This is a genomic window from Jiella mangrovi (genome assembly GCF_017815135.1).
GTDB lineage: Bacteria > Pseudomonadota > Alphaproteobacteria > Rhizobiales > Rhizobiaceae > Jiella > Jiella mangrovi.
The window spans coordinates 183,812-202,801 of the sequence record NZ_JAGJCF010000005.1 but is presented as its reverse complement, the minus strand read 5'-3'; the positions used below and the strand labels follow the sequence as shown (position 1 = coordinate 202,801).

17 protein-coding genes are annotated in these 18,990 nt (G+C 65.4%); 10 read left to right on the top strand and 7 right to left on the bottom strand.

Annotated elements, in window-relative coordinates; genetic code table 11:
- Positions 1–68 precede the first annotated feature (68 nt).
- Entirely contained in the window at positions 69–1,742 is a 1,674-nt protein-coding gene (locus J6595_RS10020) for an NAD+ synthase (protein ID WP_209594332.1), read from the bottom strand.
- A gap of 222 nt (positions 1,743–1,964) precedes the next feature.
- On the opposite strand from J6595_RS10020, the gene J6595_RS10015 reads away from it, so the two are divergent.
- Both J6595_RS10015 and J6595_RS10010 read left to right on the top strand, forming a co-directional pair.
- Positions 1,965–2,525: a DUF1003 domain-containing protein gene (locus J6595_RS10015; protein ID WP_209594331.1), complete on the top strand. Its 561-nt coding sequence runs from the start codon at positions 1,965–1,967 to the stop codon at positions 2,523–2,525.
- Between the two features lie 166 nt (positions 2,526–2,691).
- A complete protein-coding gene (locus J6595_RS10010) occupies positions 2,692–3,393 on the top strand; it encodes a DedA family protein (protein ID WP_245197966.1) in 702 nt (233 codons plus the stop codon).
- Here J6595_RS10010 and J6595_RS10005 read toward each other — a convergent pair.
- From J6595_RS10005 to J6595_RS09985, 5 genes are all read right to left on the bottom strand, one after another.
- Entirely contained in the window at positions 3,347–3,934 is a 588-nt protein-coding gene (locus J6595_RS10005; protein ID WP_209594330.1) for a hemerythrin domain-containing protein, read from the bottom strand. The genes J6595_RS10010 and J6595_RS10005 overlap by 47 nt on opposite strands.
- A gap of 41 nt (positions 3,935–3,975) precedes the next feature.
- Entirely contained in the window at positions 3,976–4,776 is an 801-nt protein-coding gene (locus J6595_RS10000; RefSeq protein ID WP_209594329.1) for a DODA-type extradiol aromatic ring-opening family dioxygenase, read from the bottom strand.
- Positions 4,777–4,902: 126 nt separating this feature from the next.
- Positions 4,903–6,282 carry a class II 3-deoxy-7-phosphoheptulonate synthase gene (locus tag J6595_RS09995; protein ID WP_209594328.1) on the bottom strand — a complete coding sequence of 460 codons (1,380 nt, stop codon included), beginning with the start codon at positions 6,280–6,282 and terminating at the stop codon, positions 4,903–4,905.
- 227 nt (positions 6,283–6,509) lie between these two features.
- Positions 6,510–7,319 (bottom strand): transglutaminase-like domain-containing protein, encoded by an 810-nt coding sequence (locus J6595_RS09990; RefSeq protein ID WP_209594327.1) that lies wholly within the window; start codon positions 7,317–7,319, stop codon positions 6,510–6,512.
- Positions 7,320–7,528: 209 nt separating this feature from the next.
- Positions 7,529–8,161, bottom strand: a complete 633-nt coding sequence (locus J6595_RS09985) for a gamma-glutamylcyclotransferase family protein (RefSeq protein ID WP_209594326.1) — start codon at positions 8,159–8,161, stop codon at positions 7,529–7,531.
- 197 nt (positions 8,162–8,358) lie between these two features.
- On the opposite strand from J6595_RS09985, the gene J6595_RS09980 reads away from it, so the two are divergent.
- Positions 8,359–9,291, top strand: coding sequence for an alpha/beta hydrolase family protein (locus J6595_RS09980; RefSeq protein ID WP_209594325.1), 933 nt, complete (start codon positions 8,359–8,361; stop codon positions 9,289–9,291).
- A 22-nt stretch (positions 9,292–9,313) separates the two neighbouring features.
- On the opposite strand, the gene J6595_RS09975 is transcribed toward J6595_RS09980, so the two are convergent.
- Positions 9,314–10,276: a DMT family transporter gene (locus tag J6595_RS09975; protein ID WP_209594324.1), complete on the bottom strand. Its 963-nt coding sequence runs from the start codon at positions 10,274–10,276 to the stop codon at positions 9,314–9,316.
- A gap of 69 nt (positions 10,277–10,345) precedes the next feature.
- Between J6595_RS09975 and J6595_RS09970 the strand changes: the two genes are divergently transcribed.
- The 7 genes from J6595_RS09970 (at position 10,346) to J6595_RS09940 (ending at position 18,854) form a co-directional block, all read left to right on the top strand.
- On the top strand, positions 10,346–11,251 hold the full coding sequence (locus J6595_RS09970; RefSeq protein ID WP_209594323.1) for a LysR substrate-binding domain-containing protein: 906 nt from the start codon (positions 10,346–10,348) through the stop codon (positions 11,249–11,251).
- 544 nt (positions 11,252–11,795) lie between these two features.
- Complete coding sequence (locus tag J6595_RS09965) at positions 11,796–13,166, top strand: DUF2778 domain-containing protein (protein WP_245197964.1); 1,371 nt, start codon at positions 11,796–11,798, stop codon at positions 13,164–13,166.
- A 252-nt stretch (positions 13,167–13,418) separates the two neighbouring features.
- The gene (locus J6595_RS09960; RefSeq protein WP_342453148.1) at positions 13,419–14,372 is read left to right on the top strand and encodes an ABC transporter permease; all 954 of its coding nucleotides are present in this window, start codon (positions 13,419–13,421) and stop codon (positions 14,370–14,372) included.
- Between the two features lie 3 nt (positions 14,373–14,375).
- Positions 14,376–15,275, top strand: a complete 900-nt coding sequence (locus J6595_RS09955) for an ABC transporter permease (protein WP_209594321.1) — start codon at positions 14,376–14,378, stop codon at positions 15,273–15,275.
- Positions 15,276–15,278: 3 nt separating this feature from the next.
- A complete protein-coding gene (locus J6595_RS09950) occupies positions 15,279–16,253 on the top strand; it encodes an ABC transporter ATP-binding protein (protein ID WP_209594320.1) in 975 nt (324 codons plus the stop codon).
- Positions 16,240–17,247, top strand: a complete 1,008-nt coding sequence (locus tag J6595_RS09945) for an oligopeptide/dipeptide ABC transporter ATP-binding protein (protein WP_209594319.1) — start codon at positions 16,240–16,242, stop codon at positions 17,245–17,247. Before J6595_RS09950 ends, J6595_RS09945 begins: the two co-directional genes overlap by 14 nt.
- A gap of 47 nt (positions 17,248–17,294) precedes the next feature.
- Positions 17,295–18,854, top strand: coding sequence for an ABC transporter substrate-binding protein (locus J6595_RS09940; RefSeq protein WP_209594318.1), 1,560 nt, complete (start codon positions 17,295–17,297; stop codon positions 18,852–18,854).
- Positions 18,855–18,990 lie beyond the last annotated feature (136 nt).

The window sequence follows — 18,990 nt, the reverse complement described above, 5'->3', positions numbered from 1 at the left end:
GACATCCTGAGGCCTCTCGACAAAATTCAGCCGTAAAGCAAAATTAAGATTTATCCTCCCTCACCCTATCACGCCCCATCCCGAAACCGGTTCGTGATCGGATACCGCCGATCCCGCCCGAAATTCTTCTTCGTAACCTTCACGCCCGGCGCCGACTGCCGACGCTTGTATTCCGCGATGTAGAGGAGCTTTTCGATGTGGGCGACGGTCTCGCGGTCGAAGCCCTGATCCACCAGCTCGTCGATGCCGCCGTCATCGTCCACCAGATGCTGGAGGATGGCATCCAGCACGTCATAGGGCGGCAGGGAATCCTCGTCCTTCTGGTCTTCGCGCAGTTCCGCCGAGGGGGGCTTCACGATGATGCGCTCGGGGATGACCTCGCCTGAGGGGCCGAGGAGGCCGGCGGGGTGGTTCTGGTTACGCCAGCGGGCGAGGCGGAAGACTTCGGTCTTGTAGAGGTCCTTGATCGGGTTGAAGCCGCCATTCATGTCGCCGTAGAGCGTCGCGTAGCCGACGCTCATCTCGCTCTTGTTGCCGGTCGTGACCACCATCGCGCCGAACTTGTTGGAGATCGCCATCAGGATGACGCCGCGGGTGCGGCTCTGGAGGTTTTCCTCGGTGATGCCCGACGGCGTGCCCTCGAACATCGGCTTAAGCGCGCTCAAAAAACCCTCGACGGGCTCGGCGATGGGAACCGTATCGTAGCGCACGCCGAGCGCCTTGGCGCAGGCGGCGGCGTCCTCGAGGCTGTCCGACGCGGTGTAGCGATAGGGCAGCATCACGCAGTGGACGCGGTCGGCGCCCAGCGCATCGACGGCCATCGCCGCACAGACCGCCGAATCGATGCCGCCGGACAAGCCGAGGACGACCGACTTGAAGCCGTTCTTGTTGACGTAGTCGGCCAGGCCGAGGACGCAGGCGCGCCACACCGCCTCGTCGTCGCCGGGGATCTCGGCGACGTCATGGCTGTCGCAATGCCAGCCCTCGCCGCTCCTCACCCAGTCCGACAGGAAGACGCCGGTCTCGAACTGCGGAACCTGGAACGCCATCGAGCGATCGGCATTGAAGGCAAAGGAGGCGCCGTCGAAGAGGAGGTCGTCCTGGCCGCCCACCTTGTTGGCATAGACCATCGGCAGATCGGTCTCGATCACCTGCCGCAGCACCACCTGGTGGCGCACGTCCAGCTTGCCGCGATAGAAGGGCGAGCCGTTCGGCACGATGAGGAGTCCGGCGCCCGATTCCGCCAGCGTCTCGCAGACCCCGAGATCGCCCCAGATGTCCTCGCAGACCGGAATGCCGAGGCGGAGGCCGCGATAGTTCACCGGACCGGGCATCGGCCCCGGCTGGAACACCCGCTTTTCGTCGAACTCACCATAGTTCGGCAGGTCGACCTTCGAGCGCCAGGTGACGATCTCGCCGCCGTCGAGGACGGCGACGGCGTTGTGCAGCCCCTCTTCCGTCCTCAGCGGACAGCCGATGACGACGCCCGGCCCGCCATCGGCGGTGTCTTTGGCGAAATCGGCCACCGCCGCCATGCAGGCGGAAACGAAGGCGGGCTTCAGGACGAGGTCTTCCGGCGGATAGCCGGCGATGAAGAGTTCGGTGTAAAGGACGAGATCGGCGCCCTTCGCCGCGGCCTCCGCCCGCGCCTCGCGCGCCCGGCGCAGATTGCCGGAAACGTCGCCGACGGTCGCGTCGAGCTGGGCGACGGCAAGCCGGAAACGATCGTTCAACTGGGCCATCGGACCACCTTTGCGGCTCAACGCCGTCTGCTGCTGCACCGGGCACCGGATCGACGTCCGGCAGGCACGATGCGGAAAATCAGGAATCAAGGAGCGCTTGCGCCACGTCCTAGACGACGCGCGACGCCCTATCTAGGCATACGGTTTCAAACCCCGCACCGGGAGAGATAGCAAGACCACCGCCTGCTATCGAGACCCGATCCCATCAAGACGGACAGAACGATGCCAAGCCATTCCCCTGAAGACGGCGCTGAGCGCTGGTTCGGACGGTCGGCGGAGACGCTGCAGCCGCGCGAAAGACGCATTCTGGAACTGATCGGCCTGCGCCGACCGATCTCGGCGGAGCTGAAGCCGCATCCGGCCGATCGGGCGACACTCGGCGACCGGCTGGCCGACCGGATCGCCGAGATCGGCGGCTCATGGGGCTTCATCGTCTCGTTTCTCCTGTTCCTTCTGGCCTGGGCCGGAATCAACACGGTGATCCTGAGAAGCGCAGCTTTCGATCCCTATCCTTTCATCTTCCTCAACCTCGTCCTGTCGATGCTGGCCGCGATCCAGGCGCCGATCATCATGATGTCGCAGAACCGCGCCGCTGCCCGCGACCGCCGCGAGGCCAGCCGCGACTATGCCGTCAATCTGAAGGCGGAAATCGAGATCATCGCCCTCCACGACAAACTCGATCGGTTGCGGGACCTTGAAATCGTCGAGGTGAAGCGCCTTCTTGGCGAGATCGCCGGGCGGCTTGACCGGCTGGAAGTCCCGGGCCGCCGAACCGAAACGTGATCGATCTTGGGAGATCCGTGGCCGCAATGCCGATACGGCAAACATATCGCCACTTTCTTGTGCCGCAAAGTTCTGAAACAAAGCGCATGGCGAAAGAACCCGCGGTTCCATCTCGGGGAAATCCCGAGGATGATCCGATCATCGCGGAAAACGACCAGCCAGCGGATTGCGAGAATACGTGTACGAAATCCTGTCCCTGATCGCCCAGTTCGGCCCGGTCATCGTTCTGGCCGGGACGTTTTTCGAAGGCGAGGTCTTCGCGATCATCGGCGGGTTCCTGGCCTATCGGGGCTCCTATCCGTTCGAGATGATGATCGCGCTCGCCTTCACCGGATCCTTCTGCGGCGATCTCGCAGTGTTCCTGTTCGCGCGGTTTTCCTCGAACCATCGCTGGGTGCGCGCCTGGCGCGAAAAGCCGCGTTTTGCCAAGGCGCTTTCCCTCGTCGAGCGCTATCAGGCGTATTTCGTCATCGTGAACCGCTATGTCTACGGGCTGAGGATGCCCGGCCTCGTGGCGCTCGGCATGTCGCGGATCTCGCTGTTGCGCTTCACGATACTGAACCTCTTCGGGGCGGCGCTTTGGGCGTCGATCTTCACGACGATCGGCTTCGTCTTCGGTTACTCGATCTGGTCGGTGTTCGAGAACCTGCAGGTGTTCGAGCAGGGTGCGCTCTACGTCCTGTGCGTTGCGGCTGTTCTGATCGCAATCTATTTCGGCTGGCGCCAGTGGGGCCCGATCCTCGTGTCCTGGTGGCGGCGCCCGCTCAGCGACGAGGACGGAACGCGCGCGCCGCGCCCCGGCCTGCTGCGCCGTATCGGCCTCATGATTCGAGGGCCGCGTCTCCGCGATCAAGGATCAGAGGAATGATCAGGTCCTCCTCGTCGCCGAGGTGACGCAGGAGCCGCTTCAGCAACCGTTCGCTGGCCTCCGAATAGGCGTCCCGCGCCCGCTTCGAGGCGTCGGAAGACGCATCGCCCCCAGACGTCGCCTCGAGAAAGGCATTGGCCGTCTCGGCAACCCGCTCGAGATCGTCGTGGATCGTCACGTGATCGGCGTCAAGCAGCTCGAAACCGCGCGCCAAGCGCGGTTCGGCCCGCTGATAGGCGGGAAAGTAGTGCATGTCTTCGATCTGGTGATGGCCGTTCAGCTCGTTGAGAAAGAAGCCGAGCCGCGGCACGAACCATTGCTTGAATGGTTCGATCGCCACCTGCCCTTCCCGCTCCTGCCGCAGAGCCTCGCTCAATGCGCGCCCCAGCTCGCGAAACATGTCGTGACGCGAGAGCCAGAAACGGGCCGTCCCCTCGATATTGGCGTGGCCGTCCCAGGTCTCGCGCGGGTATTTTTCCAAAAGCCGTTTCAGGTCTTCGGGCAGCCCCGGCCGCAAATCGAGGTCGAACGTCGCGTCCATGATATCCTTTCGATTGGTCCCGGGACTTTCAGATCGAGGCTTCAGGCCGCTTTGAGGAACGCGAAGGTTTCCATTGCGAGAACCCCGAAGTCCCGGCTTTGATGGAGCATTGCCGCCGATGCCTGACGGCCCGCAGCGCCCAGCGCCACGTAGAGCGGCATCAAATGCTCGTCGGTCGGATGGTTCTCGCGAGCAAAGGACGCCTGCCGCCGGTAGTCGAGCAAGGCATCGACGTCACCCGCCGCCAGTCGCTCGCGGATCCATGTTGCGAAGGCCTCGACCCACTCGGGCACATCCACGGAGCGCCGACCGGCGCGAAGGTTGGGGAAGGCCTCGCGCAGATTGTGCGTCAGAGACCCCGATCCTATCACGAGAACGTCGCGCTCCGGCAGTCCAGCCAGAGCCTCTCCGAGGCGATAGTGATAGGCCGCGTCCTTCGCCGGGTCGATGGAGACCTCGATCACCGGAATATCGGCCTGCGGAAAGGCGAGGATCAGCGGCACCCAGGCGCCGTGATCGAACCCCCGCCCCGTCGCCATGCCGGACGAAAAGCCCGCCGCCTTCAGCGCCGAAACGATCTCTGACGCCAGCGCCGGATCACCGGGCGCCCGATAGCGCATCTCGTAGAGCGCGGGCGAGAAGCCGCCGAAATCGTGGATCGTCTCCGGCTTTGCGTCACCCGTCACATAGACACCGCCCTCAGCCTCGAAATGCGCGCTGGCAACGACGATCGCCCGCGGCCGGGGCAGGCTTGCGGCGAGGCCTCGCAGAAACGTCGTCGCCGGCGTCTCGGCGATGGCGATGTCGGGAGACCCGTGCGAAATGAACAGTGCAGGCAGCATGGCGACCCTCCGGGGCAACAGTATCCCGGAAGAATAAGCGCTGAGGGTCGATGCGTCATGCCGCCCTGGCCCGACGCATCGTTCACCGATCGGACGATCCGATCGCCTCGATGTGAAGGCGAAGGCTCAACCTGTCGCCCGCATCCTGGCGTTGGCAGCGCCGGCATCCTTCTTCAGAAGCTCGGCCACGAGGAAGGCCAGCTCCAACGCCTGGTTTGCGTTGAGGCGCGGATCGCAATGGGTGTGGTAGCGATCCGAGAGATCCTCGGCGAGGATCGGGCGCGCACCGCCGGTGCATTCGGTCACGTCCTTGCCGGTCATCTCGACATGGATCCCGCCCGGATGGGTGCCTTCGGCCCGGTGGACGTCGAAGAAGGCCTGGACCTCGGCGAGGATCCGCTCGAAGGGGCGGGTCTTGTAATGGTTGAGCGTGATAGTGTTGCCATGCATCGGATCGCAGGACCAGACGACCTTCCGGCCCTCGCGCTCGACGGCCCGGATCAGCTTCGGCAGGCATTCCTCGACCTTCTCGTGGCCGAAGCGGGTGATCAGCGTGAGCCGGCCGGGGGTGTTGTCCGGGTTGAGCTTGTCGATCAGCCGCAAGAGCTCGTCGGGCTCGGAGGTCGGGCCGCATTTCAGGCCGAGCGGGTTCTTGATGCCGCTGCAGAATTCGATGTGGGCATGATCGAGCTGGCGGGTGCGGTCGCCGATCCAGATCATGTGGCCGGAGGTCGCGTACCAGTCGCCGGAGGTCGAATCGACCCGGGTCATCGCTTCCTCATAGCCCAGAAGCAAGGCCTCGTGGCTGGTGAAGAAGTCGGTCTCGCGCAGCGAGGGGTGGCTGTCGGATTCGATGCCGATCGCGCGCATGAAGGCGATGGTCTCGGAAATCTTGTCGGCCAGCGCCTGATAACGCTCCGCCTCGGGGCTGCCGGCGACGAAGCCGAGCATCCACTGATGGACGTTGTCGAGATTGGCGTAGCCGCCCTGGGCAAAGGCGCGCAAAAGGTTCAGCGTCGCCGCGGACTGCCGATAGGCCATGATCTGGCGCTCGGGATTGGGAATGCGCGAGGCCGCGTCGAACTCGATACCATTGACGATGTCGCCGCGATAGGCCGGCAGAGTCTGGCCGTTCTTGGTCTCCGAGCCCGATGAACGCGGCTTGGCGAACTGGCCAGCGATGCGGCCGACCTTTACCACCGGCTGGGCGCCGGCGAAGGTCAGGACGATCGCCATCTGCAGGAAGGCGCGGAAGAAGTCGCGGATGTTGTCGGCGCCATGCTCGGCGAAGCTCTCGGCGCAGTCGCCGCCCTGCAGGAGGAACGAGCGGCCGTTGGCGACTTCGGCCAAGGAGCGCGTCAGCTTGCGCGCCTCACCGGCAAAGACCAGCGGCGGATAGCTGGCGAGCCGCCTCTCGGTTTCGGCGAGCGCGGCGGGATCGGGATAGTCGGGCATCTGCAGGACAGGCTTGTTGCGCCAGCTCGACGGTGTCCATTCCTTCGCCATGACATTCTCCCCTGACCGGGCCAGCCGGTCATTCCTCGCCTCGGTTTCTGCTTGATTTTCTCGCGCAAAGAGCGGCGCTCGAGCTGCTTTTGCCACGTGTGAGCGGCCTTTAAGCACTTATCAACCGCTTTGTCATCACCGCCGCAAGGCGAGCTCACGGGGCCGTCCCACGACCGGTCCCATGATGCGTCCGCAAGACGACCCGTTCGCTCGTCCCTCTTCGGGGCTCAGCCTGTGATCTCGTCCGTCCAGACTTCGAAGCCGTTCAGCGTGTTCGGTCCGAAGGTGTGGGTGAGCGGCACGTCGGCGGCATCCCGCCCCTGGGCGATCAGGACACGGCCGATCCGCGGCTTGTTGTTGCGCGGATCGAAGGTCCACCAGCGACCGCCGAGATAGACCTCCATCCAGGCGGCGAAGTCCATCGCGCCGAAGGGCGGCGTCTCGCCGATGTCGCTGATATAGCCGGTGCAATAGCGGGTCGGGATGTTCATCGCCCGGCAGAAGGCGACGGCGAGATGGGTGAAGTCCCGGCAGACGCCGCGCCCTTCCGAATAGGCTTCGGCGGCGGTCTTGGTCGGCCGCGAATATTCGTAGCCGAAGGTGATGTGGTTGTGGACGAAATCGCAGATCGCCTGCACCCGCGCCCACCCTTCCGGCGTCTGGCCGAAAAGCCGCCAGGCCTCGTTCGAGAGGACGTCGCTTTCGCAATAGCGGCTCGGCAGCAGGAACAGGATCGTTTCCGCCGGCAGGTCCTCGACCCGGTGCTGCATCGCGCCGAAACCCTGCTCGTCGGCAAGGCCAGCGTCGTGGATCACCGTGTCGGTGCCCATCACGAAATGGCCCGCCGGCGCGACCAGCCGGTTGCACCAGTTGCCGAACGAGTCGCGATAGCTTTCGACGGGAACGTGCGGGGTCGTATCGAGATGGTCCGGCCGCTCCAGCTGGCCGACGCGGGAATAGTGGACGTTGAGGATGACGATCATCGGCGTCGGCGCGGGAAAGTCGTAGGTCAGCCGGCAACCCAGTCGAATGCGCATCAAAAAGGGCTTTCTCGGGCTTTCATGCCCGCATCGAGGGAGCCAGCCCAATGCTGCGCCGAGCCGACGTCAGCCAGTTGGCCGAATGTAAGGTCGCACGACCTTCGATGCGACAATGACAGAGCCGGGCGCGAATGACGATAGGGGAATGACGGCCGCCGGCACCGCCAGGGGCGGCACCCCGCCGCGATGCCGGGGGTTTGGTCCGGTCAGATCGGAATGGTCTTCACGCCCCGCGCGGCAACCAGCTGGTCGAACAGCTCGGCCTCTCCCGTATCGAGCGCCACCGGCCGCGCGTAGCGGGGCACGGCGCGATCGGCCGAAAGCTTCGTCTCGAAGCCCTCCGTCTCCCTGATGAAGCGCTGCAGTCCCTCGTCGCCGTAAAGCGCGCGAAAGCCCTGCATGACCGCGTCGAGATAGCTTTGCAGGATCGCCGACTGGCGATCCTCCGCCGTGGCCGCCCCCGCCTCGGCTTCGTAGATATAGACGGGAATATCGACGATCGGCGGATTCTCGATCGCAAGGCGGGACAGATCGACGATGCGCCGGGCATAGCCCGCCTCGCGCTCGTCGACCGCCGGCAGATGATCGGCCAGATCGTAGACGACGACGCCGTGAACCGTCGCCGCCTCGTCGCGCTTCACGGAAAGAAGCGACATTTCCTCGTTTTCGCTTCGCGGCAGCCAGACGCGTCGCCAGCCGGCGGCCTGGGCGCGCCTGATTCCGAGAAACTTCGTGCGCAGCGTGCGCGGATTCACCAGCGAACCATAGCCGAAATACGCAACGACGCGGCCCTCGGCTGCGAGATCTGCAAGGTCTGGATGGTCGTCATGGATTTTCATGGGCCTGCCATACCGCAAGATCGCGGCCAATCAAGATACCAGGGAGCGAAGCTGAGGGTCTTTCGCGGGAAGCTGCGGACCGGCGGGGCGATCTCCATCCGATAGCGGAGGCAACACCACGAAGCAGGTCGCTGCTAGGATCATGACGTCCCGGCAACGGCTTGACGTGGACGTAAGCGTCAGCCAGCATTCGCACCGTGCCAGATTTCACCCATCGTCCCGGCGCCACCGCCCAGGCCCCTTTCTTTCCGGTCTCCCAGCGCGAGCTTGCGATCGAGACCGAGGACGGCGTGCGATTGCCCGCGACACTCTTCACCGGCGAAGGCCCCTCCCCGGCGGTTCTGGTCTCGGCTGCCGCCGCCGTCGAGCAGCGGTTCTACCGGGCTTTTGCCAACGATCTCGTCGAACAGGGCGCGCGGGCTGTCCTCACCTACGACTATCGCGGCGTCGGCGCGGCGGCCAAGACCGCCGAGGCGAAGCGCTATCGCATGAAGGATTGGGGCGTGCGCGATCTTCCGGCCGCCCTCGCAACGCTCGAACGGGAAGGCGGCAAGGGCCCCGTCGTCGGCATCGGCCACTCTTTCGGCGGCGTCGCCCTCGGCCTTTGCGGCGTCGCCGACCGCTTCGAGCGCTACTGCCTCGTCGCCTCGCTCAACGGTTACTTCCGCCGCACGTCAGAGCCGCTCACCGTCTTTGCCCGCATGAACGTCGCCGGCCTCGCCGCCGGCCGGCTCTTCGGCTACATCCCCGCCTCGATCGGTCTTGGAACAGCGCTTGCCGGCCCGATCTTCCGCGACTGGGCGAGCTGGTGCCGGACGCCGGATTTCTTCTTTTCCGACCCAGCCGTCCCCGAATCGAACCGCTTCGCCGACGTCCGCCTGCCGCTCCTGTCGATCGGCATCACCGACGATCCCTGGGGCACCCGCGAGGCCGTCGCAGCCCTCATCAGATACTTCCCCAACGCGGACATCGAGGACCTCTGGCTGACGCCCGAGGAGGCAGGCGATGCGATCGGCCATATGGGCTTCTTCCGCCGCGAAATGCAGGATACGCTCTGGCCCGTCGCCAAGGCGTTTCTGCTGGAAGGCAAGTCCGGCCGGCAAGGCCTCGAAAACCGCCAGATGCTATGAGCGGCGCCGGCTCGCCGAGGCGTCAGGCTTCAGCGTTTCGTTCCCCTCGGCTCGGCTCGCCCAGGACGAGCACGGCCGATCCAGCGATCAGCATGATCCCGCCAAAGCCGAGAATGCCCGGCGTTTCATTGAAGAGGAGGGCACTCCAGAGCGTGGCGAAGGCGAGATAGGCATTGTCGAAAACGCCGACAACCGGCGACGGCGCCGCCTGATACGCCTTTGCGACCGCCGTTGCGATGATCGCCATAAACACGCCTAGAACGACGATCCAGGCGGCGTCCATGATGCTCAGTCCAGGCCAGACGGACAGGACGAAGGAAGACCGCCCCGCCCCGGTGGTCACCGGCGCGAACAGGACGAGGCCCGCGATCGCAACCGCCGCGGCGAGCGCAAGGACCAGGTTGAGATTGAGCGCCATCGCGAGCGGTGCCTCGCGGGCGCAACGGCTCCGCGTCACGATTGCGGCCAGCGCGTAGCAGGCTGCCGCAAAAAACGGCAGCAAGGCCGTTAGCGAAAGGTTCGTGGCGTCCGGCCTGAGAACAAGGAACACACCACAGAGGCCGCCTGCGAGTGCCAGAAAACCTCGCCGTCCGATCGGCTCACGAAGCAGGCAGGCAGAGAACAAGGCCATCATCACGGGTGCGGTGTAGAGCGCTGCAGCCGCCAGCGCGAGCGGCATTGCGGGGAGCGAACCATAGTAGCTGGCCCACATGCCGGCCAGCAGGAGGCTTCGAACCGTCACCCACACCGGACGGTGCAGCCGCCACCCTTTCGCACCGAAGATGCCGGTCGCGCACATCAGCATGCCCGCGGCGATGAGGGAGCGCAGGAAGATCAGTTGCGCGAGGCCGAAGCGATCGCTCGCGAGCTTCACCAGCGCATCAGACAAAGACAGGAGGAACACCGCCAGCAGGATGGCGGCTATGCCGATGCCAGGAGACGCTTGCCCCGAGCACCGCAGAGGGGCGTAATGGATCAATTTCATGAGGTCATTCAAAACGTCGGCGATCCGTGCGACAAATGGCCTTTCCTTTGATTTGCATGAGCTGACGTCATGAAACGATCGCGCCGCACGCTGCCGCCGCTTTCGGCGCTCCGCCCTTTCGAAGCGGCGGCCCGCCATCAAAGCTTCACGCTCGCAGCCGACGAACTCGCCCTGACGCAGACGGCCGTGAGCAAGCAGATCCGCATTCTCGAAGACGATCTCGGCACCCGGCTTTTCGTGCGGCGAAACCGGGCCGTGTTCCTGACGGAGGACGGGCGTCGTTTTGCCCAGGTGGTGGCAGCCGCCCTCGGCGACGTGTCGGCCGAGGCTGCCCGTCTTCGCGGCGCGTCCCGCGCTGACGAGGTCGTCCTGTTCTGCCAGCTCTGTGAGGCCTTCTACTGGCTGACGCCGCGGCTCTCCCGCTTTCACGCCGCCCATCCCGAGATCGCCGTGCGGCTGCAATCCTCGGTCCAGCCGCTGACGGAAAGCCGGGAATCCTTCGATGTCGCCATTCAGACCGCGGGCCGTGCCTCCGGTGCCCATGCCCTCGCGCTTGCAGTCGGTGACGAGGTGTTTCCGGTCTGCAGCCCGTCGCTCTTGAAGGGCTTGGATACGCCCCTTCCCCTCGCAAAACTGCCGCACTACCCGCTGCTCTCCCACCGCCCGACACAGCAGGATTGGCTCGACTGGGACGATTTCTTCGCTCTGGCCGGCGGAAAACGTCGCGGCGGGATCGGCGCCAGAGCGTTCGACAGCTATCCGTTGGTCCTCCAGGCCGCGATTGCAGGTCAGGGAATCGCACTGGGATGGCGCCGCACGGTCGAGCGGCTGATCGCCGACGGCGCGCTTGTCCGTCCCTGCGGCGAGAGCCTGAAGCGACCTGGCGAGTTCTGCGTCTATGTCAGCCCGGCGAGCCGCGACCGTGCCGAAACCCTCGCGCTCGTCGACTGGCTGGCACAGGAACTCGGCGAATGAGGCCCCGCCGCGAGACATTTTGGCATCACGTGCCGCAATTATGCCGTTTCGTTCGCGTTGATTACATTGACAGTTGCTGGAGGGGTTCAGCGCTCAAACCTTATGATGGTCGAAATGCAGCCGGTTCGCTTGTCGATCAAGCGGCTGCATTTCGCCTCTTAATCGCCGGTTCGGCCGAGGCCCGACCGACCTTTCGGCCTGGCATAGTCGGGCCGAAATAAACCTGAAGCGCGGATCGGCAGACCATTGCCGATAAGTCTGGATGACAGGAAGTTCGTCGGACGAAAGGAATTGGTTACCAAGATTCGCAGATGATGCACGAAACGATCGGCGCGTCGGCAGGGGTTGTCGACGGATGGCTTGGGGGCCTTCGCCGATCATCGAGACGAAGAGCGAATGGGGGACGCGGTTGACCGCAGAGAACTTTCAGGGGGTATGCCCCGAGGGGTGCCAGCCATCGCGCATGTCGCGAGGTGCCAGCCGTCGAGCATTATGGACAGGCGCCGTCGCCCTGTCGGCAACGGCAGCGATCGTCGCGACATCGATGCTCGATCTGTCGGGCGCGGCAACAGGCCCGGTGGCGCAATCCGGACAGGCAGCGAGGCAGGACGGGCCGTTGAGGCTTGCCGCTCTCGACCAGCGCTCCAGCCGACATTCGGCCGAGGACGATCGCACGTCCCGGCTGTTCACGCTGGCGCTCTCAGGCTCGCCACAGTCGAAAGCGCCCGTCCTTGCAGGACACGAACTGGCGGAGCGGGGCGGCCGGCTTTTCCATATGGCAACCGCAACGGCAAAGCCCGGCAAGACAGGTTTCGACGTCGCGGCCCTGACGAAGCAGCCCGAACGTTCGGCTGACGCACGTCTGCGCTCCATCCCGAAAGCCATTGAAGCGGAGGTCGCGGCAGACACGGACAGGACCGGCTCGATCGCCGTCAAACCCTCCGTGCCGCCGGTCAGATCGTCCGATTCCGAGCCGAGCCAGAACGCGCTTGCCCGCCTCGCCTCCTTCGATCCGCAGCCCTCGAGCCGCGCGGCGCTCGCCGGCACCGGTGTGGCCGCCTATCAGGCATCGCCCGATGTCCCGCGCCCGTCGCTGCGGCCGGAGATCGAAGCCGAGATCGCGACCGAGGCCGCCGAACCGGCACAGGCGGATGTGATAGCCTCCGTTCCGCTCCCCGTGTCGCGGCCCGAAACCCAGCCCGGCCGTGAGGTTCGAGTCGCCAGCCTCGAACCGGATGACATGCCCGGCCCGCTTGGCACGGCCACGGAGGAGATGACGGAGCTGGCCGTGCCGCTGCCCGAGCGCCGGCCGAATTACCAGCCGCCGGTCGTGGCCAGCCCGCAGGCCCAGCCGCAGCAGGCCACGCGCCCGGCTGAACGCCAGGCTCCGGCGGTCGCAAGCACGCCGCCGAGCGCGCCGGGCCGCGATGTCGATACCGGCGGCAGCTTCTTCGAAAGACTGTTCGGAGGCGGCGGCACGGCAAAGCTCCCTCCGGCTCATCTCGGTGTCGCCGTCTACGATATCTCCGCTCAGACGGTCTATCTACCCGGCGAGGGCAAGCTCGAGGCGCATTCCGGCCTTGGCCACATGCAGGACAAGCCGCGCTACGTCGCCCAGAAGAACCGCGGCCCGACGCCGCCCAACGTCTACAATCTGCGGATGCGCGAAGCCCGCTTCCACGGCGCCGAGGCGATCCGCCTTCTGCCGGCGGACGGCCGCAAGAAGTACAATCGCGACGGCCTCCTCGCCCATCCCTACATGTATATCGGCGGTGGCGATCGCTCCCAGTCCAACGGCTGCGTCGTCTTCAAGCACTACGATCGCTTCCTCGCCGCCTTCAAGCGCGGCCGCATCAAGAAGATGATCGTCGTTCCCAGCCTCGACGAACTGCCGACCTACATGGCGGCACTTTAGGGCCTTCTGCGTCCTTCCGGACGCAGACCCCGGCTCCCCCTCACTGGGGGGAGCCCGCCCCGTTCCGACGGGCGCGCCGCCCCGGACCGATGCCTCATCACCGGGCGTCCGCGGCGCATATTCCGGCACAATTTCGCGGCCAAACTTGATTGGACGCACAATACGTTCTAAGCTCACCGATATATCATATATCGATGCCGTCCAATTTGCGTTCGCCGCGCCGGCGGGCCCAAAAGCAACCGTCAGTCGTGAGTGTTTTTGTTGCTCAGTTTTACGCTTCGACAGATCCTGCTTTCCATTTGCGTTCTTGTATCAGCAATCACCATCATCTTCTGCCTGATATATCTCGTGCCGGGCGATCCGGCGACGATTGCTCTGGGCCCCCGCGCCAGCGAGGCGCAGAAAGTCGCCTTTCGCCAGGAGATGGGGCTCGATCAGTCACTGCTGGTCCAGGGATGGCATTTCGCCGGCAATGTCCTTCGCGGTGATCTCGGCACCGACCTCCTGACCCGCCAGCCGGTGCTGCAGCTGGTGATGAGCGCGCTGCCGCACACCGCCATTCTTGCTCTTACCGGTCTCGGCTGGGCGGTTATTCTCGGCATTCCGCTCGGCTGCCTGTCGACGATCAAACCCAATGGCTGGCTCGATCGGCTGATCGGCCTCTTCTCGACCAGCGTCATCGCGATGCCGGCCTTTCTCCTGGCGATCTACGCGCTGATCATCTTCTCGGTGACGCTGCGATGGTTGCCGGCGATGGGCGCCGGCGACGGCGGTGATCTCGGCGACCGGCTGATGCATCTGATTCTCCCGGCACTCGCCGTCGGGCTCGCCTGGGTCGGCTATATCGCCCGGCTCGTGCGAGCTTCGCTGCTCGAGACCCTGCAGGAAAATCACGTCCGCACCTACCGGGCCTTCGGCATTTCCAATTTCCGCATAGCGCTCCGGTTCGCCCTGCCGATCGCGATGATCCCGGTGGTGGCGGTCATCGGCGTCGGCCTCGGCAATCTTCTGTCCGGCGCGGTGCTGGTGGAGGTGGTGTTCGCCCGCCCCGGCCTCGGCTCGCTGGCTCAGGATGCGGTCGTCCAGCGCAATTTTCCGGTGCTGCTCGGTACGGTCGTCGTCACCACGGCGCTTTATGTGATCGCCAACTTCACCACCGACATGATCGCCGCCTTGATCGACCCGCGCATCCGGAAGGAGAGCTGATCGATGGCGATCGCCGAAGACAGGGCAGCACCGCCCGAAACCCGCCGCCCCCTTGCCGAAAGCCCGTTCGCCAAAGGCTTCCAGCGGATGGTTTCGAGCCCCCAGGGCGCGATCGCCTTTGCCGTCGTCGCGCTCCTCGTTCTTGGAGCGGTCTTCGCCCCGCTCATCGCCCCCTATGATCCCATCGCGATCGCGCCGCGGATCCGCTTCGAGGGTCCGAGCTGGGCGCATCTCCTCGGCACCGACCAGATCGGCCGCGACCTCTTCTCCCGCGTCCTTTACGGCGCCCGCGTCGCGCTGAAGGTTTCGCTCTTCGGCACGACGGCGGCGCTCAGCCTCGGCGCCATGCTGGGGATCATCGCGGGGCTCGGGCCGCGCTGGATCGACAGCGTCCTCGTCATCTTCTGCGATTCGGTGCGCTCGCTGCCGATGATCCTCTTCGCCCTCGCCGTCGTCGCGATCTACGGTCCGAGCATGAACACGCTGATCGGCGTCATCGCCTTTTCCATGGCGCCCGGCTATTTCCGCGTGGTGCGCAATCAGGTGCTGGTCTTGCGCGAGACGGATTTCGTCACCGCCGCCAACGCCATGGGCGCCTCCAGGCTGAGGGTCGCGCTGACCCATCTCGTTCCCAATCTGATCGGCCCGCTGATCGTCCTCATCGCCATGGACATCCCGGCGGTGATCGGCATCGAATCCGGCCTGTCCTTTCTCGGCCAGGGCATCCAGCCGCCGGACGCCAGCTGGGGCACCATGCTGTCCGATGGCTACAGCTACATTCGCAAGGCGCCCCACATCGCCGTCGCCGCCGGCCTTCCGGTGATCGTCGCCACCGTGGCCTTCACCTTTCTCGGCGAAGCGCTGCGCGACGTGTTCGATCCCAAGAGCGGAAAGGGGCGATAGCGGATGGAAGACGTCGTGAAGATCGAGAATGTCTCGATCACCTATGCCGGCGACAAGGAACCCGTGCCCGCGGTGCGCGACATCGATCTTGCGGTCGGGCGCGAGCGCATTCTCGGTCTCGTCGGGGAATCGGGCTCGGGCAAATCCTCGCTCGTCGGTGCGATGCTGTCGCTTCTGCCGGCCTCCAGCCGGATCGACGGCCACATCCTCATCGACGGGGCCGACCTCTACGGGCTGACGCCGAAAGAGCGACGGGCCATGCGCGGGCGAACCGTGGCGACCGTCTCGCAGGACCCGTTCACGGCTCTCAATCCGGTCGTCAGCATCGGCCGCCAGCTTCTCGAATTCCAGCACCGGCTTGCCGGCTCGCGGCGTGAAAAGCTGGAGAACGCCAAGAAGATGCTGGAACAGGTCGGCATTGCCGACGCCGACGTGCGGATGAAGCAATATCCGCATCAGCTCTCCGGCGGGCTGCGCCAGCGCGTCGCCATCGCCGCCGCGCTTCTCGTGCGGCCGCGGCTTCTCATCGCCGACGAGCCGACGACGGCGCTCGATGCCACCACCGAGGCGGAGGTGATCGAGATCATCCGCGACATGCGCGGCGCCGTCGACGGGTCGATCGTCTTCGTCACCCACGACATGGGCGTCGTCTCGCGGCTCTGCGACGACGTGGCGGTCATGTATGCCGGCGAGCTGGTCGAATCCGGTCCGGTGGCCGAGGTGATGGAGCGGCCGCGCCATCCCTATACCGCCGCGCTGCTCGCCTGCGATCCGAGCCGCATCAAGACGACCTCCGGCGATCTTCCGACCATTCCGGGAACGGTACCGAAGCCCACGGACCTGCCCCCGGGCTGCATCTTTTCGCCCCGCTGCCCGAAGGTCTTCGCCCGGTGCCGGCGCGAAGCCCCCGCACTGACCGCCGCCGGCCCTTCACGTGTCGCCTGCCATCTGATCGAGGAAGCCGATGCCGCTGCTTGAGGTGAAGGATCTGGTCGTGCGTTACCCGTCGGGAACCATTTTCGACCGGCTGAAGGGCGCGCCGGGCGAGGTCACCGTTCTCGATGGCGTCAGCATCGCGGTCGAGGCCGGCGAAACACTCGGCCTCGTCGGCGAATCGGGTTCGGGCAAGACGACGCTCGGGCGAGCGATCGCCGGGCTTGCTCCTCTGTCGGGCGGCAAGATCGCGCTTGCCGGCGACACGGTGACGAGCCGGCGGGACCGGGCCTGGAAGACGCTGCGCCGCAATGTCGGCTTCATGTTCCAGGATCCCGTCGCCGCCCTCGATCCGCGCATGCGCCTCTCCTCGGCCATCACCGAACCCCTCGCCGTCGATGCCGGCCTGCTCCACCCGATCTCCGGTCGCAAACGGCGACGGCGGGCCCGCGAGCTTCTCGCCGAGGTCGGTCTGACAAGCGATTTCGCCGATCGCTTTCCCCATCAGGTTTCCGGCGGTCAGGCGCGGCGCGTGACGGTGGCGCGCGCCCTCGCCATGCGGCCGAAGCTCGTAATCGCCGACGAGCCGACCGCCGGCCTCGACCTTTCGGTCCAGGGCGAGCTCTTGAATCTTCTCAATGCCATCCAGGCGGCCGACGACATCAGCTTCCTGTTCATCACCCACAATCTCGCCGTTGCGCGGCACGTCACCCACCGGGTGGCGGTGATGTATCTCGGCAGGATCGTCGAGACCGCGCCGACGAAGACGCTGTTTTCCGATCCGGCGCATCCCTACACCCACGCGCTGTTGAACGCCCATTCGCCCGGCAAGCCGGCGACCCGGCTGAAGGGCGAGGCGCCGAGCCTGAAGATTCGGCCGACGGGCTGCGAGTTTCACACGCGCTGCCCGATCGCCCGCGACATCTGCCGGCGCGAGGCTCCGCCCGCCCGTGAGCTCGGCGCGAGCCACACCGTGCGCTGCCATTTCCCGCGCGGCCACGAAGACCTCCATGTCGAGCGCGAGGCGAAAGCCGCCTGACTTTCGCCCCGCGCTCACCAAACCCGAACGACCCTTACGGAGACTTGATGACTTTCACCCCGATGAACCGCCGCACGATCCTGAAAAGCCTTGCCATCGGCACCGCCGGCCTGATCGGCGCCGACATGCTCGGCCCGAAGGCCGCCTTTGCGATCGAAGGCAAGACGCTGAAGATCCGCAATGACGGCGACATCCGAAACATCGATCCGGCAATGCGCTCCGGCTGGTACGACGAGACGATCATGTTCGCGATCTTCTCCAGCCTGATCCAGTACAAGGCCGGCAAGGAATGGGAATACGAGCTCGACGCCGCCGAGAGCTTCGACGCGTCCGATCCGATGGCGATCAAGTTCTCGCTGAAGCCCGGCATGAAATGGACCAACGGCCATGGCGACGTGACCGCCGAGGACGTGAAATACTCGTTCGAGCGGTTCAAGGACGAGAAGCTCGATGCGATCTATGGATCCGACTGGGCAGCCCTCGACCATGTCGAGGTGACGGATGAGCTTTCGGGCATCATTCACATGACGAAGCCCTTCGCCCCGCTCCTGGCCAGCACCCTGCCCCGCGCTTCAGGCATCATCGTGTGCAAGAAGGCGCTGGAGGAAAATGGCGGCAAGATCGAGACCGATCCTTTCGCGACCTCCGGCCCCTACACCTTTGCCGACTGGCAGCCGCGCCAGCGCATCACGCTGAAGCGCAATCCCGATTTCGTCGGGCCTCAGCCCTATTTCGAGGAGATCCAGCTCTTCCCGATCCAGGACAAGATCGCGGCCGAAACCGCCTTCGACGCCGGCGACCTCGATTGCACCCAGATCCAGATCTCCTCGATCGCCGATCGCAAGGGCGGCAAGGCGACACTGACGGTTCGTCCGGCGCTCGCCTACACCTGGCTCGGCATGAATGTCGAAAATCCCAAGCTTTCAGACGTCAAGGTGCGCCGCGCGATCCAGCGAGCGGTGAATGTGCCGGAAGTCGTCTCGGCCACCTTCGGCGACGCCATCGAGCCGGCTCACGGCCTCGTTCCGCCGCCACTGCTCGGCGCGCGCGACAAGGTGCTTTATCCGTTCGACCAGGCGGAGGCGAAGAAGCTTCTCGCCGAGGCCGGCGCCGAGGGCCTGTCGCTGACCTGCGTGCTCGGCATGGATTCCGACCAGCTGATCGCCGCCCAGGTAATCCAGGCGCAGCTCGCGGCGGTCGGCATCAATCTGAAGGTCCGCCAGATGGACGACGCCACCATGGACGCCCAGATGCAGGACAAGAACGGCGGCTGGAAGACCAGCGAAGTTTGGATCGACACCTTCACGACGGCACCCGACCCCAGCTGGGTGACGGAGTGGTTCACCTGTGGCCAGGTCGGCGAATGGAATTTCCAGCGTACCTGCGACGAGAGCTGGGACGCGGAAAACGCCAAGGCCGTCGAGGAGACCGACGAGACGAAGCGCGCGAAGATGTATCGCGACCTTCAGGACAAGCTCGAAGAGACCGGCGCCTATGTGCCGCTCTATCACGGCGTCAACGCCTGGATCTCGGCCCCCGAGCTGACGCCGGCCTTCACGCCGGACGGCCAGTGGCCGGTGCTGCGCGAGATGGCCGTGAAGAGCTGATCGGCATCGGCTGACAGACCCAGCCGCCGCGACGCGTCATGCGCCGCGGCGGCGCTCTTCCTTTTCAGGACGAAACCCTATCCTGCCCGGTGTCCCGGCCAGTGCTTGCCGCTGACGGCGGCGCCGGCGACCGCTC